Source organism: Mesorhizobium sp. WSM4822 (assembly GCF_055811155.1).
Window position 1 is genome coordinate 40,696 of sequence record NZ_JBVVQM010000009.1, and the last position, 20,804, is coordinate 61,499.

Sequence of the window (20,804 nt, forward strand, 5' to 3'; positions counted from 1 at the left end):
GAAACTCAATCCTTGAGGTTTTCGGGATTGAGCGGCGTCTTCAGCCAGGTTTTCGAGCTTTCATCCAGCTTGCCGTCGGCCAGCATCTTGGCGATGGCATCGTTGACCGCCTTCTTCAGGCCGTCCTCATTCTTGTTGAGGCCGATATGCGAGGGCGAGGTCAGAAGCTGGAACTTCTGCTCCGGCTTCAGTGCGTCCTGCTTGGCCAGCACCTGCGCGCCGACATCGTTGCCGACGACCATCAGCTGCGTCTGGCCGGAGATGAAGGCCTGGATCACCGAATTGTAGTTGTCGAAGCGCTTGATGTCGGCCGACGCCGGTGCTGCCTCGGTGAGCGAGGTGTCTTCCAGCGTGCCACGATTGACGGCGATCGACTTGTCGGCGAGGTCTTCCTTGCCCTTGACCGTCAGAGCCGCCGGACCGATCACGGCGATGTAGTAGGGCGCATAGGCGGCGGCGAAGTCGATGACCTGTTCGCGTTCCTTCGAGTAGCCGACGCTCATCAGGATGTCGACGCGCTTGTCGTTCAGATACGGGATGCGGTTCTGGCCGGTGACGGCGATGGGGTTGAGCTTCACCTTGAGCGTATCGGCAATGTATTGCGCGACATCCATGTCATAGCCCTTGAGGCTCATATCGGCGCTGGCCGAGGAGAAGGGCGGAAAGTCGGCGAAGACGCCGACATTGATGGTGCCGGCCTTGGTGATGTCCGCCAGCGCATCGGCGCTTGCGGCTTGTGTGGCGAAGCCGAAACCGGCCGTGCCAAGCATCAGCACGGCGGCGATGGAGGCAAATGTCTTGCGGATTGTCATTGTTATTCCCCTGTCTGGACGCTTGTTTGTTGGATACGGCCGCCGGCTCCAGCGCGGCGGCCGCCTTCGTTTGGATTCGTAGAGGTCAGGCTCCCTTGCCGGTGATAGCCGGGCTGAACACCATCAGGCTCAATATCTCGAACAGCACCTGTGCGGCGGCATGCGCCGTGTTGGTGGTCGCGTCATATTGCGGCGCCACCTCGACGACGTCGCCGCCGACGATGTTGAGGCCCTTGAGGCCGCGCAGCAGTTCGAGCACTTCGCGTGTCGTCAGCCCGCCAACTTCCGGCGTGCCGGTGCCGGGCGCGAAGGCCGGGTCGACGCTGTCGATATCGAAGGAGACATAGGTCGGGCCGTCGCCGACTATTCTGCGCGCCTTCTCGATGATGGCCGGAATGCCGAGACCGGTCACCTCCTCGGCATGCACCACGGTCATGCCGGACTCGTAGGTGAACTCCCACAGATATTCGGCCGAGCCGCGGATGCCTATCTGGATGGTGCGCGTCGGGTCGAGCACGCCGTCAAGCACCGCGTTGCGGAACGGGCCGCCATGGTGGAACTTGGTCATGTCGAACAGGCCACTGGTGTCGCAGTGGGCGTCGATATGGATCAACCCGACCGGAGCTTTCTTGCCGACGGCCTTCAGGATCGGGTGGCTGATCGAATGGTCGCCGCCGATCGAAAGCGGGATGACGCCGGCATCGACGATCTGGTTGGTGCGGCGCTCGATATCCTCATGGCTTGTCTCAAGCCGGTAGCGGCTGCGGAACGGCGTGTCGCCGATATCGGCGACCCGGAGCTCATGTGTGGGCGCGCATTCCAGAACGTGATTGTAGGGGCCGATGCGCTCGATGGCACGCAGCGCTCGCGGCCCGAAGCGCGAGCCTGGCCGGTTGGTGACGCCGAGGTCCATCGGCACGCCGATCATCGCCACCTGCAAATCGCCGAAATCCGGATTGTCGGCCGATATTTCGCGGTAGGGCGCGGCGAGGAAGGTCGGGATGCCTGAATAGGGCGCCAGCCGCGTGCCGCTCTTGGAGAAGATCTTGTCGGCGACCTTGCGGAATTTCGGGTCGAACATCTCGCCGCCATGGCTTTCACCATATTTGCGACGCAACGCGTCGAGCTTGCCGCGATCGTATCCCATGTCCGCTCCTCCTGGGCTGATGCAGTGCCGCCGCGGATGACGCCTGCGAACCGACCGTCATCCGGCCGGGCCGCTGTCCCGCTGGCTGCCTGCAGATTCACGTCTTGATGCTGTCCAGGTTCAGTGTCCGGCAGCGGCATTGAAAAATCAATTGATATTGTTAGGGTGTTTTCTGTGAGAAAATCTCACAATAAAGTTGATACCCATGACCAAGCGCCTGCCACCGCTTAATCCACTGCGCGCCTTCGAGGCAACGGCCCGACATGGCTCGCTGACCAAGGCGGCCATTGAGCTGAATGTCACCCATGGCGCCGTCAGCCATCAGATCAAGGCGCTCGAGCAGTCGCTTAGTGTCAAGCTGTTCGAGCGGGCCGGCCAGCGGGTCAAACTGACACCGCATGGCGCGGAGCTTCTGCCGGCGGTGTCGACCGCCTTCGACGGCATCGCCGCCGCCACCCAGCGCATGACAAGGCCGGCGAGCAGCGGCACACTTTCGGTCTCCTGCGTGCCGGCGCTTCTGTTGTTGTGGATGACACCGCGGCTCGGCAGTTTCATGGCGCAATATCCCGACATAAGGCTGACGCTTATCCCTTCCAACGATCCCAAGGATTTGCGGGCGCCCACCATCGATGTCTGCGTGCATTATGGCGACGGCAGCTGGACCGATTGCTGGATGCGCAAATGGTCGGGCCTCGAACTGTTTCCCGTGGTCAGCCCGACCCTGATCAACAACCGGCCGATCCGCAGCGTCAGGGATCTCGCCGACCATGTCTTCCTGCATGGCGATGACGGCCGCGAATGGCACACCTGGCTGGCGGCCGCCGAAGCGCTGGACCTGGAGCGGGGTCGCCGCCATCACCTCGGCGATGCGCGCATGGCGACCGAGGCGGCGGTGCATGGCCATGGCGTGGCGCTGGGCGACTCCGTGACGGCAAGTGCGCTGCTGGCCAGGGGCATGCTGGTCGCGCCGTTCAGCCTGTCGGTGCCGGCGGTCGACGATTTCTATGTCGTCTGCCGCAACGAGATGCGGGCGACACCGATCGTGCAGGTGTTCATCGACTGGCTGTTCGCCGAGAAGGCCGGGGATGACGGGCGCGCCGACGCCCCTGTGGCCGGCCGCATCGTCAGCCGCCGCAAGCGTCCGGCGCTCAGGGTGATGGGCGGAAAATCCGCAAGTTGATGCCAAGCTCTGCGCCACCGCATGCAGGCAGCTCTTTTTGTCGGGCCAGCCTGAAAGCGGGCAGCGTTCTGGCCGATTCGATGCTATGAGGCCTGTCGCGATTGTGGATGGCAGGCAGCGAAGGCGGTGTTGAGACATGGCTAAGACCGATATTGCGCGGCGCGTCTACAACCACACCTGGAAGCTCGACCCGATCGTGCGCAGCCTGCTCGATACGGATTTCTACAAGCTTTTGATGCTGCAGATGATCTGGGGCATGTATCCCAAGGTCGACGCAACCTTCTCGCTGATCAACCGCACGACTTCGGTGCGCCTTGCCGACGAGATCGACGAGGCCGAATTGCGCGAACAGCTCGACCATGCCCGCACCTTGCGCTTCTCCAAGAAGGAGATGATCTGGCTCGGCGGTAACAATTTCTACGGCCGCAAGCAGATCTTCGAACCGGAATTCCTCGCCTGGCTGGAAGGCTTCCGGCTGCCCGAATACGAGCTGTCGAAGCGCGACGGGCAGTATGAACTGACCTTCAGCGGGCCGTGGATGTACACCACACTGTGGGAAATCCCCGCGCTCGCCATCATCAATGAACTTCGATCGCGCGCGGCGATGCGGGCGTTCGGGCCTTTCGCGCTCGACGTGCTCTATGCCCGCGCCAAGTCCAAGATGTGGGCCAAGACCGAGCGGCTGAAGGCGCTGCCCGGCATCCGCATCTCGGACTTCGGCACGCGCCGGCGCCATTCCTTCCTGTGGCAGCGCTGGTGCGTCGAGGCGCTGAAGGAAGGCATCGGCGAAGCGTTCACCGGCACCTCCAACGTGCTTCTGGCCATGGACAACGACCTCGAAGCGCTCGGCACCAACGCACATGAGCTGCCGATGGTGTTCGCCGCCCTCGCCGACTCGGAAAAAGAGCTGAGGCAGTCGCCCTACAAGGTGCTGCAGGACTGGCAGCGTTACTATGGCGGCAATCTCTTGATCGTGCTGCCCGACGCCTTCGGCACGGCATCGTTCCTGCGTGATGCGCCGGACTGGGTGGCCGACTGGACGGGCTTTCGCCCCGACAGCGCGCCGCCGATCGAAGGCGGCGAAAAGATCCTGTCCTGGTGGCGCGACAAGGGCAAAGATCCCCGGCAGAAACTGCTGATCTTCTCCGACGGGCTTGAAGTCGAGACCATCGAGGAGACCTATCGCCACTTCAAGGGCAAGGTGCGCATGTCCTTCGGCTGGGGCACCAATCTGACCAATGATTTCGAAGGCTGCGCGCCGACGGAAACCAACAGCCTCGACGCCATATCGCTGGTCTGCAAGGTCACCGAGGCCAATGGCAGGCCGGCGGTGAAGCTGTCGGACAATCCGGCCAAGGCGACCGGCGACGAGAACGAGATCGAACGCTATATCAGGATTTTTGGCGAGAAGGATCGCGTGGAGCAACTGGTCAAGGTGTGAGCGGTGATGGGGCTCCTGGATAGTTCGAGTTCCTTGGCGCCCCCCTCTGTCCTGCCGGACATCTCCCCCTCAAGGGGGGAGATCGGCAGTTCCGCCGACGGCTCTTCTTCTTCAACGTTGAAGATTGGCGAAAGCTGTAACGGCTGCGCAATCTCCCCCCTTGAGGGGGAGATGTCCGGCAGGACAGAGGGGGGCGCCGTAGAGCGCCATCACCTATCGTTGGCTTTGTTGGTTACGGCCGCATCGCTCATATTGCCCACCCCCGCCTTCGCCCACGCCTCCGACCGTGGCCACGTCCTGCTGCTGCCGACCGGCTACTATCTGATCGGCGGCGCCTTCGCCGTGGCCGTCAGCTTCCTCGTCCTGGCGCTGCTGCCTGCGGATTTGCTGGACCGTTTCTGGCGCCGGCGCCTGCCGTTGTTTGCCCTCAGCAACGCCGCCCGCACCGTCATCAGCCTGCTCTCCTTTGCCGGCTTTGTAATCCTCATAGCCGCCGGCCTTTTCGGCAGCCGCGACCCGCTTTCCAATCCTCTGCCACTGGTGATCTGGACACTGTTGTGGGCCGGCGTCACGCTGCTGCAGGGTGTCTTCGGCGACCTCTGGTCATGGCTGAACCCCTGGTATGGAGCATGGCGTCTCGCCTCGCGCCTGTTCGGGACCAGGGATCACGGAGCATGGCGCCTGCCCGGATGGGTCGGCTGCTGGCCGGCTGTCATCCTGTTCTTCGCCTTCGCCTGGTTCGAACTCATCGATCCGGCGCCCGACGATCCGGGGCGGCTGGCCTTGGCCGCCGGCCTCTACTGGCTGTTCTCTTTCCTCGCCATGCTGGCGTTCGGCTATCGCGACTGGAGCCGCAGCGGTGAATTCCTGACGGTTTTCTTCTCGATGGTGGCGCGCTTCGCCGTGGCCGAACGCAACCAAGACGGCCGGCTTGGCCTGTGCTGGCCCGGCGCCAAGCTGCTGACGGCGCAGCCCCTGCCGGCCAGCGGCATCGCCTTCCTGCTGCTCGCCCTGTCGTCGGTGTCCTTCGACGGCCTGTCGAAAACCTTCTTCTGGCTCGGCCTGTTCGGCATCAATCCGCTCGAATTTCCCGGCCGCACCGCGCTGATCGGCAGCGGCACTTTCGGGCTGATCCTGACATTCGTGCTGCTTGCGGCGGTGTTCCTGCTTGCCGTCTGGCTTGGCCAGCGTCTTGCCGGCAGCGATCACACCCTTGCCCAGGCGGCCGGCCTGCTGGTGTGGTCGATCGTGCCGATCGCGCTCGCCTATCATGTCGCGCATTATCTGACGGCGCTGCTCGTCGACGGCCAATATGCGCTTGCGGCACTTTCCGACCCGTTCGCGATGGGCTGGAACCTGTTCGGCACCGCCGACATGCAGATCGAAGCCGGCATCGTTGCCGGGGCGGACTCGGCGTGGTGGTTGTGGAATGTCCAGGCCGGCGCCATCATCCTTGGCCACGTGCTCGCCGTCCTCGTCGCCCACGGCTTCGCCTGGCGCCTGCACCCACAGCCTGCCCGTGCAGCCCTCAGCCAGTTCCCGCTTACCTTGCTGATGATCGCCTACACCGTCTTCGGCCTCTGGTTGCTTGCCACGCCGACCACCGGATGAGAAAAGGACGGCCTCGATATCGTCGGGAAGCTCGCTTGCCACATCAAGGCTTTGGTGATTTAGTTTGTACACATGCAATTTTTTGCGTCCTCTGAGCGAGGATGCCGAAGCCGCCTTATCGTTGGTCAAAACTGAAAAACAGAGGAACGAACATGGCTGACAAGAACGGATTTTTCGACCTCTCCAAGACTGCCCTGACTCGCCGCACAGCGCTGAAGGGTCTGGCCGCCGGCGCCGGCCTGGGCCTTGCCCCCGGCTTCGTCCGTTATTCGCAGGCGCAGAGCTCGGCGCCGATCAAGATCGGCTTTCAGTCGCACCGAACCGGCATCGGCGCCGCCTATGGCCGCTGGTACGAGAAGACCACCGCTGCCGCGGTCAAGGCGATCAACGCCGCCGGCGGCATCAACGGCCGTCAGGTTGAGGTGATCATCGAGGATGACGGCACCGATCCCGGCCGTGGCGCCGAGGTGGTCGGCAAGTTCGCCACCCAGCACAAGACCGACATCGTCTTCGGCACGCTGTTCTCGCATGTCGTCATCGGCTCTGCGCCCGCCGCCGGCGAAAACAAGATGCCCTATTTCGTCGTCAGCGAAGGCCACCACGTCGCTTCAACCAAGCTGAACCGCTATGTCTTCCAGCCCGGCATCACCGACGTGAAGAGCCAGATCCAGTCGATGGCGCCCTGGATCGCGGCCAATGCCGGCAAGAAGGTGACGCAGATATTCCCCGATTTCGCCTTCGGCTACGACCATCGCGACTACCTGCCGCCGGCACTGAAGGCGCAAGGCGGCGAGGTCATCGCGCAGATCGCCATCCCGCCGACGGAATCGTCCTTCACCAAATACTTCCCGCAGATCCCGGCCGAGACCGAGGTGATCTACCACGTCATGGTCGGCCCGGCCGTGCTCACTTTCGTCAAGGAGCTCGGCGAATTCTACGGCTCCAACCGACCGCAACTGTTCGGCTTCATCGATTCGCTCGAGGCCACCGACATCAACAGCCCCGGCCTCGAATTCCTCGACGGCAGCCATTTCTGGGAAGGCTCGCCGCGTTATGCGCAGGCCAACGATTCCGAAGCGCAGAAGGCCTACCGCACCGCTGTCGGCATCGATGACAATGGCGCTGCCGTCGGCGATCCCAAGGATGTCTCCACCGCAGCCCACATGTTCGGCTGCTGGGAGACGCTCTATGTCGTCAAGAAGGCAATGGAAGACGCCGGCTACAAGGGTCCGGAAGACCGCGCCAAGCTGGTCGAGGCGACCGAGGCACTGACCGAGTTCGCCGAAGGCCCGCAGCATCCGCAGGGGCCAAAAACCTTCAACGGCAAGATCCACCAGTGCTTTGGTATCCAGAACATCTCCAAGGTCGAGGGCGGCAAGCTCAAGGTCGTGCACAAGACCAAGATCGAGGACGGGCTTTACGAGGCCGAGGGAGATTATACGACGCAGGCGCTGTGAGCCTGGTTTTGTAAGCACAGTGCCCTTCGGCCCACCCCCCTTTGGCCTGCCGGCCATCTCCCCCTCAAGGGGGGAGATTGGCAGTTCATGCGAAGGCGGCCATTTATCACCCTTGGCTATTGGCGAAGGCCGTGGGGACAGCCAATCTCCCCCCTTGAGGGGGAGATGGCCGGCAGGCCAGAGGGGGGTGCCTCGCGCATCCGCTGGTGCTTAGCCCATGCACTTCGGTCCCCATCTCCTCCTCGCCGCTCTCGAAGGCCTCGTCACCTCGTCAGTGCTAGCCCTGACGGCGCTCGGCCTGTCGCTGGTGTTCGGCGTCATGCGGGTGGTCAATGTCGCGCATGGCGAGTTCTTCATGCTGGGCGCGGTGCTCGCCTGGGCGATCACCACGGCCATCGGCGGTCACCCTGCGCTCGGCTTCCTGGCGGCGCTGGTGATTGCCCCGCTGATCGTCGGCGCCATTGCGCTGGTCGCCGAACGGCTGGTGCTGCGCCGGCTCAATTACAATCCGGAAGCCACCATCGTCGCCACCATCGGCATGCTCTACATCATCCAGCAGCTGGCGCTGACTTTCTATGGCCCGGAGGCTCGGCCGGTCGAGCCGCCGTTCAGCTACCGCATCCTTTTGCCGTGGTTCGGCTATTCCGGCTACAAACTGTCTGTTATCGCCGCTTCCGCGCTGCTGCTCACCGCGACATGGCTGGTGCTGACGCGCACCAGGATCGGCCTCGTCATGCGCGCCACGCAGTATGACAGCGAAACCGCACAGGCCTTCGGCATCCCTGTCGGCCGTGTCTATGGCGGCGTCTTCGCGCTCGGTGCCATGCTGGCGGCCATTGCCGCGGTGCTGATCGTGCCGATCAGCCAGGCGCATTATCTGATGGGACAGGATCCGCTGCTGCTCTCCTTCATCGTCGTCATCATCGGCGGCCTCGGCTCGCTGCGCGGCACGGTCGTCGCCGCCGTGCTGATCGGCCTCTCCGACGGCATCATCTCGATGTTCTTCTCGCCGACGCTGGCCAAGATCATTGCCACGCTGCTCGTCGCCATGGTGCTGGTGTTCCGCCCGCAAGGCCTGTTCGGGACGGCATCGCGATGAGCGAAGCTTCGCCGGCAAAAGCCTATGCCCTGCATCTCGGCGTCATCGCCCTGCTCTTCGTGCTGAGCTTCCTGCTGCCGGACTACTATCACGGCCTGCTTGCCCGCATCATGGTGCTGGCGGTCTTTGCCATGGGCTACAACATGCTGTTCGGCTATGTCGGCCTGCTCAGCCTCGGCCATGCGATGTTCTTCGCCGCCGGGCTCTATGGCGCCGGCCTTGCCGTCATCCAGCTCGGCTGGAGCGTACCAGCGGCATTCGCCTCGGGCCTCGGCTGTGGTGTTGTTGTTTCACTCGTGATCGGCCTGCTGGCGTTGCGCACCACGGGCGTCGCCTTCATGATCGTCACCATGATGTTCGCTCAAGTGTTCTACCTCCTCATCCTCTACTTCGCGACTTGGACCGGCGGCGACCAAGGCATGGTCGTGCCGCAGCCGGCGCGGGTGCTCAGCTTTGGCGCTACATCGCTCGAACTCACCAATCCGACGGTGCGCTACATGACAGCGCTGGCGCTGTTTTCCATCGTGCTGCTCGTCACATTGGCCATCGTCCGCTCCCGCTATGGCCGCGTGCTGGTCGCCATCCGCGAGAATGAGGAGCGCACGAAGATGCTCGGCTACGATACGTTTTCGAACAAGCTCGCCGCCGTCGTCATCTCCGGCATCATCTGCGCGGCCTCGGGGGCCGCCTATGCGCTGCTGTTCGGCTATGTCGGATCGAGCTTCGCGTCGGTGCAGTATTCGATCCTGCCGCTGCTGTGGGTGCTGCTGGGGGGTGCCGCGACGACGCTCGGACCGCTGATCGGCACGCTGTTCATGTACTATGTCATTGATATCACCAGCGGCTACACCTCCGCCTATCTGCTGATCGTCGGCATCGCGCTGATCCTGCTGGTGCTGTTTTTCCCGAAAGGCATTCTGGGCAGCATCCGCCAGCGCTGGCTCGGGTGGCTGCCATGATGCCGCTTTTGACCACCAAGGGCCTGTCGCGCAATTTCGGTGGTCTGCGCGCCGTCGACAATGTCGATTTCGCGCTGATGCCGGGCGAGATCCGCGCCGTGATCGGCCCCAACGGGGCGGGGAAGACCACCTTCGTCAGCCTGGTCAGCGGCCGCATCCAGCCGTCTGCCGGCATGATCGTCTTCGACGGCGCCGACATCACCAATCTGCCTGCCTATGTCAGGGTGCGCAGGGGCATCGCCTACACCTTCCAGCTCACCAGCGTCTATGCCAACCTGTCCGTTTACGCCAACGTCGCGCTGCCCGCGCAACTGACGCTGCGGCATGGCAGCCATTCCAAGAGCGCGATACAGGCCGCTGTCATGACCGCACTGGAACGCACCGGCCTGGCCGATCGTGCCCACATGCCGGCCGGCCAATTGTCCTACGGCCATCAGCGCCTGTTGGAAGTGGCGATGGGCCTCGCGCTGAAGCCGCGCCTGCTGATCCTCGACGAGCCGACGCAAGGGCTGGCCGACAGCGAGATCGACAATTTCATCACCCTGGTGCGCGAGATCGCCAAGAACGCCACCGTGCTTCTGATCGAGCACAACATGCCTGTCGTCATGCAACTCGCCGACCGCATCACCGTCTTCAATGCCGGCAAGATCCTGGCCGAAGGCACCCCCGAAGCGATCCGCCAGAACGCGGCGGTGCAGGAAGCCTATCTGGGGACCGCCCCATGACCGAGGCAAAGTCCGAGGCGCTGACCATCTCTGGACTGGACTGCTACTATGGCGAGGTCCAGGTGCTCTATGGCCTCGACCTGGTGCTGAACAAGGGCGAGGTGCTGTGCCTGTTCGGCCGCAATGGCGCCGGTAAGACAACGACGCTCAAAGCCATCATGGGGCTGGTTCCCTCAAGCGCCGGCTCGATCAAACTGGCTGGCCAAGAATTGACCGGGCTGCCGGCGCATGAGGTGCCCAAGGCCGGCGCCGCCTATGTGCCGCAGGGAAGGCGGCTGTTCGCCGAAATGACGGTGGCCGAAAACATCGAGATCGGCCTGATGGCCCGCAGCAAGGGCAAGGCGACGCGTGAAAACGTGCTCGACCTCTTTCCATTGCTGCGCCAGCGGCTGCGGCAGCGTTCCGGCACATTGTCCGGCGGCGAACAGCAGATGCTGGCCATGGCGCGCGCGCTCTGTCTCGAACCGCAAGTGCTGCTGCTCGACGAGCCGACCGAAGGGCTGATGCCGTCGATGATCGCCAAGATCCGCGAGACGGTGTCGAAGCTGCGCGACATGGGCGTCTCGACCATCCTGGTCGAGCAGCGTGTCGATGCAGTGCTTTCGGTCGCCGACCACGTTGCCTTCATCGAAAACGGCCGCAACCGCGAGACGGTCGACGTCGAGGAGTTGCGCGCCGACCCGTCGGCGGTCCGCCGCTATGTCGGCGTCGGGTGATCAGCCGAAGAACAGAAAGCCCGCGACCAAAAATATCGGGATCAGCACCAGCCCAGACCACAGCATGTAGCCGAAGAAGCCCGGCATCTTCACGCCGCGATGGCGGGCGATGGCGTAGACCATGAAGTTCGGCGCATTGCCGATATAAGTGTTGGCGCCCATGAACACCGCGCCGGCCGAGATCGCGGCAAGCGTCGAAGCGAACTCCGTCATCAGGTGCCGGGGGTCGCCGCCGGCAAGCTCGAAGAACACCAGATAGGTCGGCGCATTGTCGAGGAAGGACGACAATGCCCCTGTCAGCCAGAAATAGGCGAGATCGTTGGGCGTACCCGAGGGTGAACTGACAAGCGACACCAGCGGTGCCAGCGCGCCGTCATGGCTTGCCCTTAGGATGGCGATGACCGGCACGATGCAGATGAAGATGCCGGCAAACAATTTTGCCACCTCTGCTATCGGGCCCCAGTTGAAGCCGTTCGCCTCCCGGTGGCTCTTGTAGGAGAGCGGAAGCGACAGCAGGGCGAGCGCCAGGATGATGGCGTCGCGCACCAGATTCTGCAGTTCGAGACTGACGCCGAACACGGAGAAGCTGACGCCCGGCTTCCAGGCCGCCGACAGCAGGATGGCGCCGATCACACCTGCCAGCAGCGGAAGGTTGGCCAGGCCGCGCAGACGCACCGTCGTGTCCGGCGTCGGATCCTTGATCTTCGGCGCGCCAGCCTCGCGCCGATGCAGGATGATGTCGATGCCCAGGAAGACGGCCAGCACGGCACCGCCGACGAACAGGGTCTCGCGCCAGAGATTGGCGGTCGTCCAGAAGAAGTCGACACCTCTGAGGAAGCCGACGAACAGCGGCGGATCGCCAAGCGGCGTCAGCGAGCCGCCGATGTTGGACACCAGGAAGATGAAGAAGATGACGACATGGGCGTTGAACGGCCTGTTATCGTTGGCGCGGATGATCGGCCGGATCAGGATCATCGAGGCACCGGTCGTGCCTATCACCGAGGCCAGCAGCGCGCCGACCAGCAGCAGGCTTGCATTCACCAGCGGCGTGCCGTGAATGTTGCCGGCAAGGAGAATGCCGCCCGAAATGGTGAACAGCGCAAACAGCAGGATGATGAACGACATGTATTCCGTGAGCAACGCATGCAGCACCGCTTCGGTCGCTGTGGGAACACCGAAGGCAATCGCCAGCGGCACGATCACCAGCGCGGCCCAAAGGGCCGATATCTTGCCGTAGTGATGTTCCCAGGCATGAGGAAACAGCAGCGGACCGGTGGCGATCGACAACAGCAGCCCGGCAAAGGGCAGCGCCCACCACAGCGACATCGAAGCGCCGGGCAGGCCGTGGTCTTCGGCGGCAAAAGCTGTTCCAGGAAACAGTATTGCGAAAACTGTTACAGCGCATGGGATCGCGTACGAGAAAGGCCCCCTCATCCGGCCGCTACGCGGCCACCTATGCCGGGGCGAGTCACGGGCCTCGCCCGTCCTTCGGACCCCCGCTGGGGAGAAGAGACGAGCTTCGGCGCCGGCAGCCTCCTCTCCCCTCGGGGAGAGGTCGGATTGCCCCGAATTGCCCTTCGCAATTCGGCTGGCAATCCGGGTGAGGGGGTGCTTGCCCAAGGGCCGTTCAATCCGACAAAGGGTCTTCGAGCGTCACGCCGGCGTCGCGCAGGCGCTGCAGCATGGCATCGAGCGAACCGTTGAGATCGATGCCGCGGCAGGCATCGAGCCGCACTGTGGTTTTGAAGCCCTGGCTGACGGCGTCCAGCGCCGAAAAGCCGACGCAGAAATCGGTCGCCAGCCCGACCAGGGTCAGCGTGTCGATGCCGCGCTCCCGGAGGTAGCCGGCAAGGCCGGTCTGGGTCGTGCGGTCGTTCTCGAAGAAAGCCGAATAGCTGTCGATATCAGGCCTAAATCCCTTGCGAATGACGAGCTCGGCCTTGGTCCAGGCGAGGCCGGAATGGAAATCCGAGCCCAGGCTGCCCTGGATGCAGTGGTCCGGCCACAGCGTCTGCTGACCATAGGGCATTTCGATCATCGTGAAAGGCTGCGCGCCCGGATGGCTGGAGGCAAAGCTGGAATGACCGGCGGGATGCCAGTCCTGCGTCAGCACGACATGGTCGGTTCGCCGGATCAGGTCGTTGACCAGCGGCACGATCTCATCGCCGCCGGCAACCGCCAGCGCACCGCCCGGACAAAAATCGTTCTGCAGGTCGATGACGACAAGCGCTTCGTCGGCCATGGGCTTTCCTCTTCCGTATGCAGGCTCCAGTGGAAAATGCCGCTGACGCGACCGGACGCAGAAACTTGACCAGATGGCCGGCGGCGTCAACCCTCTCGCGACATAACAAATGCGTGCCGGCCGGGCCGCCGCAAACTCGGGCTTTGACAAATCCTGCGGGCTTGATATCATTTGCATACGAATGAGTTTCTCGGCTCGAACGCCGGAAATACCGGATTCGGAAAGTTCCTTTCTGGAAGGCAAAGCGTGATCCGTTACGCGAAACCCACCTCGGTCGACGAAGCGCTCGCTTTGCTTGGCGAGGGCGCCTGGCGCATCCTTGCCGGCGGCACCGATTTCTATCCGGCACAGGGCAGCAAACCCTTCCGCGACAATGTTCTCGACATTAACGGCCTGGCGGCGCTGCGCGGCATTGCCGAGACGCACGACCATTTCGTCATCGGCGCGCGCACGACCTGGACCGACATCGTCCGCCATCCCTTGCCTCCGGCCTTCGATGCGCTGAAACAGGCGGCGCGAGAGGTCGGCTCGGTGCAAATCCAGAACGTCGCCTCGGTCGCCGGCAATCTCTGCAACGCCTCGCCGGCCGCCGACGGGGTGCCGGGCCTGCTCATCCTCGATGCCGAGGTCGAGCTGCGCTCGGTGGCCGCGACGCGGCATCTGCCGTTGCAGGACTTCATTCTCGGCAACCGCCGAACCGCTCTGCTGCCCGGTGAGATGGTCACGGCCATCCGCGTGCCGAAGCCCAGCGGCACGTCGGCTTTCGTAAAGCTCGGCGCGCGCCGTTATCTCGTCATTTCCATCGCCATGGTGGCGGCGCGTCTGGTCGTCGAGGATGGCATCGTCAACGACGCCGCCGTCGCCGCCGGATCCTGCTCGGTGGTGGCCAAGCGGCTGGCCGGCGTCGAAGCCGCGCTGCGCGGACTGCCGGTGGACGGCGGACTTGCCGACGCGGTCCTGGCCGCGCCGATGAGCGAACTGTCACCGATCGCCGATGTGCGCGGCAGCGCCGAATACCGGCTCGATGCGGTGCGCGAAATCGTTGCCCGCGCCGTGCTTGCGGCTGTGAGACGGACGACCGATGACGAGGTGGCGGCGGCATGAGCCAAGTTCAACCTGAAGTGCGTGAAGCTCTGTCCGATCTCGGCAACGTCCAGCCTGGCTTCGGCCCGGAGCGCGCTGACATCGCCTTCGAGGTCAATGGCACCGCCGTCTCGGTCAATGTGCCGCCGCTGCGCCGGCTGTCCCTGGTGCTGCGCGATGAATTGGGGCTGACCGGCACCAAGGTCGGCTGCGATGCCGGTGACTGCGGCGCTTGCACGGTGCTGGTCGACGGCGATCCCGTCTGCGCCTGCCTGATGTCAGCGGCTTCCGCCGCCGGGACGTCGGTGACGTCAGTCGAAGGCCTCGCCAATGGCCGGCTGTCGGCGCTGCAGGCGTCATTCCTCGCCCATGGCGCGGCGCAATGCGGCATCTGCACGCCGGCGCTGCTTGTCGCTGCAACCGCATTGCTGGACAGACAGCCAAGCCCGACCGAGGTGGAGGTGCAGGACGCACTGGGCGGTATTCTCTGCCGCTGCACCGGCTACCGTAAGATCATCGCGGCGGTGATGGATGCCTCCCTGCAGGCAACAAGCCTTGATTTCCGCTTGCCTCAATCAGGCCAAGCAATCGGCTCCTCGCCCATCCGGCTCGACGGCGTGCCGAAGGTTACTGGCGGTGAAAAATTCGGCGGCGATTCCTTCCCCGCCAATGCGCTGGCCGTGCTGGTGGTCCGCTCGCCGCACTATCACGCCAGCTTCGCCTTTGGCGACCTCGACGGCTGGACGAAGGCGCATCCCGGCATAGCCGGTGTCTTCACAGCCGCCGACATTCCCGGAAAAAACTGTTTCGGCGCTATCGGCCCGTTCGCCGACCAGCCGGCTCTGGCCGAAGGGTTTGCGCGGCTTCGCGGCGAGGCGGTGGCGCTGGTTGCCGGCGAGCGCGAGGCGATCCTCGATCTCGATTTGTCGGGTTTTCCTGTCCGCTGGAGCGAGCTGCCGCATTTTCTGCAACCTACTGAGGCGCAGGCTGAGGGTGCTGCGCTGATCCATGAAAGTCGGCCGGCGAACCTGCTCACCTCCGGCCTGGTCGAGCGAGGCGACCCCGAAATGGCGCTTGCCGGCGCTGCGTTCACCGTGTCCGGCGCCATCGACACCTCCTATGTCGAGCACGCCTATATCGAACCGGAAGCCGGCTATGCCTATCTGGACGGCGACACGCTGGTGGTCGTCGCCTGCACCCAGGCGCCCTACATGGACCGCGACGAGACGGCGAAGGTGCTCGGCCTAACCGTCGACAAGGTGCGCATCGTGCCGACCGCGACCGGTGGCGGTTTTGGCTCCAAGCTCGACGTTTCGCTGCAGCCGCTGATCGGCCTTGTGGCCATGAAGACGGGGCGGCCGGCGGCACTTGCCTACACTCGCACCGAATCGATGATCTCGACCACCAAGCGCCATCCGGCCGAGATGAAAGCGACCATCGGCGCCGATGCCGACGGCCTTGTCACCGGCATGATCTTCGACGGTGACTTCAACACCGGCGCCTATGCAAGCTGGGGCCCTACCGTGGCCAACCGCGTGCCGGTGCACGCCTCCGGACCCTACGCGACGCCGAATTACCGCGCCGAAGGCCGCGCCATCCACACGCATGGGCCGATCTCCGGCGCCTTCCGCGGCTTCGGCGTGCCGCAGGCGACGATCATGCAGGAGACGCTGTATGACGAGCTAGCCGGCAAGCTCGGCATGGACCGGCTCGATTTTCGCTTGAAGAACTGCCTTCGTAACGGATCCGAAACGGTTACCGGGCAGCTTCTGGAGTCCGGCGTCGGCATTGCCGAATGCCTCGAATCGCTGCAGCCGCACTGGGTGCGCGCAACGGCTGATGCGGATGCATTCAACAGCGCCAGCAGGGATAGAAAGCGCGGTGTTGGCATCGCGTCCTGCTGGTATGGCTGCGGCAACACCTCGCTGCCCAACCCGTCGACCATCCGGGTCGGCATCGCGGCTGACGGCACGGTCATCCTGCACCAGGGCGCTGTCGATATCGGCCAGGGTTCGAACACGGTCATCGCCCAGATATGCGCCGACGCGCTCGGCCTGCCGCTTGAGAAATTTCAGTTGAAGAGCGCCGATACAGCCATCACCCCCGACGCCGGCAAGACCTCGGCCTCGCGCCAGACCTTCGTCACCGGCAAGGCGGCCGAAAAGGCTGGCCGCGCCTTGCGCGAAAAGATCCTGCGCTTCGCCAATGTTTCGGAAAAAGCCGCTCTGCAACTGGACGGTTCGGCGATCGTCATCCGCGAGGGAGAAGCCACCCGCCGCATCGATCTCACCACATTGGACGTGGATGCCGAAGGCTTCGTCTTTCGCGCCGAGGAGACCTACGACCCGCCGACGCTGCCCCTCGACGCCAAGGGCCAGGGCAAACCCTACGCCGTCTACGGCTATGGCGCGCAGATCGCCGAATTGGAGGTCGACCTCAAGCTCGGCACGGTGAAGCTGCTGAAAATCACCGCCGCGCATGATGTCGGCAAGGCGATCAACCCGCTGCTGGCCGAGGGCCAGATCGAAGGCGGCATTGCGCAAGGCATCGGCATGGCGCTGATGGAAGAGTATATCCCCGGCCGCACCGAGAATTTGCACGATTATCTCATCCCGACCATTGGCGACGTGCCGCCGATCGAAACCATCCTGATAGAAGTTCCGGATCCGGAAGGACCCTTTGGTGCCAAGGGTTTGGGCGAGCACGTGCTGATCCCGACGGCGCCGGCGATCCTCAACGCCATCCGCCACGCCACCGGCGTGCTGGTCACCAAGATTCCGGCGACGCCGACGCGTATCCGCGCTGGCATCCGCGAAAAAGATGGCATCCGCGAAAAGGAGGCACGCCGATGAGCGAGCTTGCCGAACGCTTCGAGACCCATGATCCCGGCGAGAAGCTGGTGGCGGAGAAGATCCGCTGCGATGCCTGTCCGGTGATGTGCTACATCGCTGACGGGCGCACCGGCGCCTGCGACCGCTACGGAAATGTCGGCGGCAGGATCGTGCGGATGGATCCGCTGACCATCCTCGATCATGCGGCCGAGACCGGCGCGGCGATCGTGCCGTTCGTCGCCGAGGGCGAGGCATGGGATGGCGAACTGGTCAACACCGGCCGCCGCTTCGTCACCGCAATCGGCGCCGGCACCACCTATCCCGACTACAAGCCGGCCCCCTTCATCGTCAGCCAGGAGGTCGAAGGCGTCGATCTCGTCACCGTCGTCACCGAGGGCATCTTCTCCTATTGCGGCGTCAAGGTGAAGATCGATACCGACCGTCACCTCGGTCCCGAGACGGCAATAGTCCGCGCAGCCGGCGAAGCGATCGGCCATGTCACGACGGGCGAGTATGGCTCGCAGATGCTGTCGCTGGGCGGTGTGCACCATCTGACCGGCGGCTCCAAGGCCGAGGGACGCGCCACCTGTGACGCGCTGCTCAATCTGTGCAACCGCAAGCCGGTGGAACTGGCCATCGACGGCGGCGCCACCATCATAGTCGAAGCCGGCAAAGCACCTGTCATCGACGGCAAGCAGGAACACCGAATGCGCGTCGGCTGCGGCTCGGCCACCATCGGCATGTTCGCCACGCAATGGCGCGGCCTTGTCGACGAGGTGGTGGTGGTCGACGACCACATCACCGGCGTCGTTTCCGAGCATCAGGCCGGCAAGGTGCTGGGCTGGCAGGATACCGGGATAAAAATCATCGGCCGCCGTTCGACGCCGGGCCGCTATTTCAAGGTCTCCGAACCCGGGCTTGGCTGGGGCGGCACCAGCATTTCAGACCCGCTGTCGATCCTCGGAGAGTGGAACGCCAAGAAAGGCGCGCGGCCGGGGCTGTCGCTGCTGATGGTGTCGACCACCGGGGAACAGTTCGCCTATTACGAACTCGACGACGAACTGAAACCGGTGCAAAAACCTTTCCCCGAACGGCTGCAGAAGTCGGTCGGGCTGATCGAGGACAATTGCGAGCCAGCTTTGTGCACAGTGCTGTTCATCGGCGGCGCCGGCGGCTCGCTGCGGGCCGGCGTCACCGAAAACCCGGTCAACCTCACCCGCTCGGTTCAGGGCCTGACCACCTATGTCACGGTCGGCGGCGCGCCGGTCTATGTCTGGCCGGGCGGCGGCATCACGCTGATGGTCGATGTCACCAGAGTGCCTGAGGGTGCCTTCGGCTATGTGCCGACGCCGGCGCTGGTGGCGCCTATCGAATTCACGCTGCGCCGCGACGACTATGTCAGGCTCGGCGGGTACGAGGCCGAGATCCGCAGCGTCGAGGATATTGTCGCAAAAGGCGGTGAGTACCTCAATCCGCGCCGCGGCACAGGCGCCGAAGCCACCAATCCATGGCCGCCACTCGCGCAGCTACGTCGTGCCGGCTCGGACGGGGCCGGGTGATGCAAGGCCCGCAAGCCCACTGGCTGCAGGACGGCAAGCGGCTGCATCTCAACCACGGGCCGATCGACCTGATCGTCGAGGTTTTTGGTGAGGCGGAAGAATGCCGCCAAGCCTATGAACAGGCCGTAGCGCGGTTCCAGACGATCCTGATGGAGCTGGTCGAGGAGCTCCCCGAATTGCGGCTCCCGACGTTTTTCCTCGCGCCGCGCACCTTCGCGGGCTCGACGGCGCGCCGCATGGAAACAGCCGTCATGCCCCTGGCGGAATGCTTCATAACTCCGATGGCCGCGGTCGCAGGATCGGTAGCCGACGAAATGCTCGCCGCATTGCTTGCCGGTCGCAAGCTCGAGCGCGCCTATGTCAATAATGGAGGCGACTGCGCGCTCCATATCGGCAAGGGCCAGTCGATGGGTCTGGCGGTCGCCGGCACCGGCAACGGCATGGCGGACCGGATCACGATCCGCGCGGAAGATGGCGTTCGCGGCGTTGCCACCAGCGGCTGGCGCGGCCGCTCCTTCTCGCTTGGCATTGCCGACGCCGTCACCGTGCTGGCGCGGACCGGTGCCGAGGCCGATGCGGCAGCGACCCTCATTGCCAACGCGGTGGACCTGCCCGGCAATCCGGCCATCAAGCGCATTCCAGCACATGAACTGTCGCCCGACAGCGATCTCGGCGCGCGCCTGGTGACACATGGTGTCGGCACGCTTGGCCTTGGCGAAGTGGCGCGGGCGCTGGACAATGGCCTTGCCGTCGCCGAAGATTTTCGCCGGCGCGGCCTGATTGCCGCATCGGCGCTGTTTCTTGGCGGTGAGATCCGCATCAGTGGCTCGGTCGCGCTTGCAGCGCCCAACAAAAGTTCGAGGGAGGAAGTTGCCCATGCCTGAGTTTTCGATCCGCAAAATCGCGGTGCTGACCGAAGAGATTTTTCACGAGGGCGGGCCGGTGGCCCAGGTGCCGCGCCGCCGCGCCGCCGCCATGGCCCTGGTGAAAAACCCGTTCGCCGGGCGCTATGTCGAAGACTTGCAGAGCGCCATGGACGATCTGAAGCCGCTCGGCCTGTTGCTCGCCGACCGGCTGATCGCGGCGCTCGGCGGCGACGTCAAGCAGATCGACGGCTACGGCAAGGGCGCCATTGTCGGCACGGCGGGCGAGTTGGAGCACGGTGCGCTGTGGCATGTGCCCGGCGGCTACGCCATGCGCGAACGGCTCGGCGACGCCAAGGCGATCGTGCCGTCGGCCAAGAAGGTCGGCGCGTTCGGTTCAAAGCTCGATGTACCGCTCGGCCACATCAACGCCGCCTATGTGCGCAGCCATTTCGACGCCATGGAAGTCGGCATCAGCGATGGTCCGCGCCCGGACGAAATCCTGTTCTGCCTCGCCATGACCTGTGGCCCGCGCATCCACAATCGCATGGGTGGTCTGGCGGCCGATGACATCAAAGCCTGGGATGGCTTGCGGTGAGCGGCGAGGACAATCTGCTCAAGCTGGTCGAGGTCGAGACCCCGGACGACCAGGATTACCTGCTGCAGGAGCAGGTCGGCTTCATCCTGCGCAAGGCGCATCAGCGCCATGTCGCGATCTTTGCCGCGCATATCGGCGATCTGACGCCGCCGCAATTCGCGGCGTTGGCCAAGCTGCGTGACGTCGGCGAGACCTCGCAGAACCAGCTCGGCACGCTGATCGCGATGGATGCGGCGACGGTGAAGGGCGTCATCGACCGGCTGAAGGCGCGCGGCCTGGTCGAGCTTTCCAGGCACGAGGTCGACAAGAGACGGCTGCTGGTCAATCTGACCGCGGCAGGCCGCGATGCCATCGACCGCCTGATCCCGCTGGCGCGCGAGATCACCCAGGAAACGCTGGCGCCGCTCTCCGCCAAGGAGATCGCCACCTTCATGAAGCTGCTGGTGAAGCTGGCTTAGACCGCCGGGCGCCAAAAAGGCAC

General features: G+C 64.2%; 18 protein-coding genes. 14 read left to right on the forward strand and 4 right to left on the reverse strand.

Annotation, left to right across the window (positions count from 1 at the left end; genetic code table 11):
* Window positions 1-5 precede the first annotated feature (5 nt).
* Window positions 6-812 (reverse strand): transporter substrate-binding domain-containing protein, encoded by an 807-nt coding sequence (locus tag AC0L3E_RS20845; RefSeq protein ID WP_127269241.1) that lies wholly within the window; start codon window positions 810-812, stop codon window positions 6-8.
* Between the two features lie 85 nt (window positions 813-897).
* Complete coding sequence (gene speB / locus AC0L3E_RS20850; protein WP_128309145.1) at window positions 898-1,959, reverse strand: agmatinase; 1,062 nt, start codon at window positions 1,957-1,959, stop codon at window positions 898-900.
* Window positions 1,960-2,164: 205 nt separating this feature from the next.
* Between speB and gcvA the strand changes: the two genes are divergently transcribed.
* The 8 genes from gcvA (at window position 2,165) to AC0L3E_RS20890 (ending at window position 11,147) form a co-directional block, all read left to right on the forward strand.
* Window positions 2,165-3,139, forward strand: a complete 975-nt coding sequence (gcvA, locus tag AC0L3E_RS20855; RefSeq protein ID WP_128309146.1) for a transcriptional regulator GcvA — start codon at window positions 2,165-2,167, stop codon at window positions 3,137-3,139.
* A 136-nt stretch (window positions 3,140-3,275) separates the two neighbouring features.
* Window positions 3,276-4,580 carry a nicotinate phosphoribosyltransferase gene (gene pncB / locus AC0L3E_RS20860; RefSeq protein WP_128309147.1) on the forward strand — a complete coding sequence of 435 codons (1,305 nt, stop codon included), beginning with the start codon at window positions 3,276-3,278 and terminating at the stop codon, window positions 4,578-4,580.
* A gap of 171 nt (window positions 4,581-4,751) precedes the next feature.
* On the forward strand, window positions 4,752-6,191 hold the full coding sequence (locus AC0L3E_RS20865; protein ID WP_473605531.1) for a hypothetical protein: 1,440 nt from the start codon (window positions 4,752-4,754) through the stop codon (window positions 6,189-6,191).
* Between the two features lie 152 nt (window positions 6,192-6,343).
* Window positions 6,344-7,648, forward strand: coding sequence for an ABC transporter substrate-binding protein (locus AC0L3E_RS20870; protein WP_473605532.1), 1,305 nt, complete (start codon window positions 6,344-6,346; stop codon window positions 7,646-7,648).
* 217 nt (window positions 7,649-7,865) lie between these two features.
* Window positions 7,866-8,747 carry a branched-chain amino acid ABC transporter permease gene (locus tag AC0L3E_RS20875; RefSeq protein WP_127267045.1) on the forward strand — a complete coding sequence of 294 codons (882 nt, stop codon included), beginning with the start codon at window positions 7,866-7,868 and terminating at the stop codon, window positions 8,745-8,747.
* On the forward strand, window positions 8,744-9,706 hold the full coding sequence (locus tag AC0L3E_RS20880; protein ID WP_128309132.1) for a branched-chain amino acid ABC transporter permease: 963 nt from the start codon (window positions 8,744-8,746) through the stop codon (window positions 9,704-9,706). The genes AC0L3E_RS20875 and AC0L3E_RS20880 overlap by 4 nt, the downstream gene beginning before the upstream one ends.
* Complete coding sequence (locus AC0L3E_RS20885) at window positions 9,703-10,431, forward strand: ABC transporter ATP-binding protein (RefSeq protein WP_128309133.1); 729 nt, start codon at window positions 9,703-9,705, stop codon at window positions 10,429-10,431. Before AC0L3E_RS20880 ends, AC0L3E_RS20885 begins: the two co-directional genes overlap by 4 nt.
* Window positions 10,428-11,147 carry an ABC transporter ATP-binding protein gene (locus AC0L3E_RS20890; RefSeq protein WP_128309134.1) on the forward strand — a complete coding sequence of 240 codons (720 nt, stop codon included), beginning with the start codon at window positions 10,428-10,430 and terminating at the stop codon, window positions 11,145-11,147. Before AC0L3E_RS20885 ends, AC0L3E_RS20890 begins: the two co-directional genes overlap by 4 nt.
* On the opposite strand, the gene AC0L3E_RS20895 is transcribed toward AC0L3E_RS20890, so the two are convergent.
* Window positions 11,148-12,581 (reverse strand): sodium:proton antiporter, encoded by a 1,434-nt coding sequence (locus AC0L3E_RS20895; protein WP_128309135.1) that lies wholly within the window; start codon window positions 12,579-12,581, stop codon window positions 11,148-11,150.
* Window positions 12,582-12,774: 193 nt separating this feature from the next.
* A complete protein-coding gene (gene pncA / locus AC0L3E_RS20900) occupies window positions 12,775-13,389 on the reverse strand; it encodes a bifunctional nicotinamidase/pyrazinamidase (RefSeq protein WP_128309136.1) in 615 nt (204 codons plus the stop codon).
* Between the two features lie 246 nt (window positions 13,390-13,635).
* On the opposite strand from pncA, the gene AC0L3E_RS20905 reads away from it, so the two are divergent.
* From AC0L3E_RS20905 to AC0L3E_RS20930, 6 genes are read left to right on the forward strand one after another with little or no spacing between them, the layout of a single operon-like run.
* Complete coding sequence (locus tag AC0L3E_RS20905) at window positions 13,636-14,493, forward strand: FAD binding domain-containing protein (protein ID WP_473605534.1); 858 nt, start codon at window positions 13,636-13,638, stop codon at window positions 14,491-14,493.
* Window positions 14,490-17,324 carry a molybdopterin-dependent oxidoreductase gene (locus AC0L3E_RS20910; RefSeq protein ID WP_128308400.1) on the forward strand — a complete coding sequence of 945 codons (2,835 nt, stop codon included), beginning with the start codon at window positions 14,490-14,492 and terminating at the stop codon, window positions 17,322-17,324. The genes AC0L3E_RS20905 and AC0L3E_RS20910 overlap by 4 nt, the downstream gene beginning before the upstream one ends.
* Window positions 17,321-18,862 (forward strand): 6-hydroxynicotinate reductase, encoded by a 1,542-nt coding sequence (locus AC0L3E_RS20915; RefSeq protein WP_128308399.1) that lies wholly within the window; start codon window positions 17,321-17,323, stop codon window positions 18,860-18,862. Before AC0L3E_RS20910 ends, AC0L3E_RS20915 begins: the two co-directional genes overlap by 4 nt.
* A complete protein-coding gene (locus tag AC0L3E_RS20920; RefSeq protein ID WP_128308398.1) occupies window positions 18,862-19,746 on the forward strand; it encodes a UPF0280 family protein in 885 nt (294 codons plus the stop codon). Before AC0L3E_RS20915 ends, AC0L3E_RS20920 begins: the two co-directional genes overlap by 1 nt.
* Window positions 19,739-20,323, forward strand: a complete 585-nt coding sequence (locus AC0L3E_RS20925; protein ID WP_127271009.1) for an amino acid synthesis family protein — start codon at window positions 19,739-19,741, stop codon at window positions 20,321-20,323. The genes AC0L3E_RS20920 and AC0L3E_RS20925 overlap by 8 nt, the downstream gene beginning before the upstream one ends.
* A complete protein-coding gene (locus AC0L3E_RS20930) occupies window positions 20,320-20,781 on the forward strand; it encodes a MarR family winged helix-turn-helix transcriptional regulator (RefSeq protein WP_127328158.1) in 462 nt (153 codons plus the stop codon). The genes AC0L3E_RS20925 and AC0L3E_RS20930 overlap by 4 nt, the downstream gene beginning before the upstream one ends.
* The last annotated feature ends 23 nt before the right edge of the window (window positions 20,782-20,804 follow it).

Excerpts from the sequence above, each read along its gene's own strand:
- AC0L3E_RS20845 (WP_127269241.1), bottom strand. The coding sequence starts at position 812 with ATGACAATCCGCAAGACATTTGCCTCCATCGCCGCCGTGCTGATGCTT.
- speB (WP_128309145.1), bottom strand. The coding sequence starts at position 1,959 with ATGGGATACGATCGCGGCAAGCTCGACGCGTTGCGTCGCAAATATGGT.
- gcvA (WP_128309146.1), top strand. The coding sequence starts at position 2,165 with ATGACCAAGCGCCTGCCACCGCTTAATCCACTGCGCGCCTTCGAGGCA.
- pncB (WP_128309147.1), top strand. The coding sequence starts at position 3,276 with ATGGCTAAGACCGATATTGCGCGGCGCGTCTACAACCACACCTGGAAG.
- AC0L3E_RS20865 (WP_473605531.1), top strand. The coding sequence starts at position 4,752 with ATGTCCGGCAGGACAGAGGGGGGCGCCGTAGAGCGCCATCACCTATCG.
- AC0L3E_RS20870 (WP_473605532.1), top strand. The coding sequence starts at position 6,344 with ATGGCTGACAAGAACGGATTTTTCGACCTCTCCAAGACTGCCCTGACT.
- AC0L3E_RS20875 (WP_127267045.1), top strand. The coding sequence starts at position 7,866 with ATGCACTTCGGTCCCCATCTCCTCCTCGCCGCTCTCGAAGGCCTCGTC.
- AC0L3E_RS20880 (WP_128309132.1), top strand. The coding sequence starts at position 8,744 with ATGAGCGAAGCTTCGCCGGCAAAAGCCTATGCCCTGCATCTCGGCGTC.
- AC0L3E_RS20885 (WP_128309133.1), top strand. The coding sequence starts at position 9,703 with ATGATGCCGCTTTTGACCACCAAGGGCCTGTCGCGCAATTTCGGTGGT.
- AC0L3E_RS20890 (WP_128309134.1), top strand. The coding sequence starts at position 10,428 with ATGACCGAGGCAAAGTCCGAGGCGCTGACCATCTCTGGACTGGACTGC.
- AC0L3E_RS20895 (WP_128309135.1), bottom strand. The coding sequence starts at position 12,581 with ATGAGGGGGCCTTTCTCGTACGCGATCCCATGCGCTGTAACAGTTTTC.
- pncA (WP_128309136.1), bottom strand. The coding sequence starts at position 13,389 with ATGGCCGACGAAGCGCTTGTCGTCATCGACCTGCAGAACGATTTTTGT.
- AC0L3E_RS20910 (WP_128308400.1), top strand. The coding sequence starts at position 14,490 with ATGAGCCAAGTTCAACCTGAAGTGCGTGAAGCTCTGTCCGATCTCGGC.
- AC0L3E_RS20915 (WP_128308399.1), top strand. The coding sequence starts at position 17,321 with ATGAGCGAGCTTGCCGAACGCTTCGAGACCCATGATCCCGGCGAGAAG.
- AC0L3E_RS20920 (WP_128308398.1), top strand. The coding sequence starts at position 18,862 with ATGCAAGGCCCGCAAGCCCACTGGCTGCAGGACGGCAAGCGGCTGCAT.
- AC0L3E_RS20925 (WP_127271009.1), top strand. The coding sequence starts at position 19,739 with ATGCCTGAGTTTTCGATCCGCAAAATCGCGGTGCTGACCGAAGAGATT.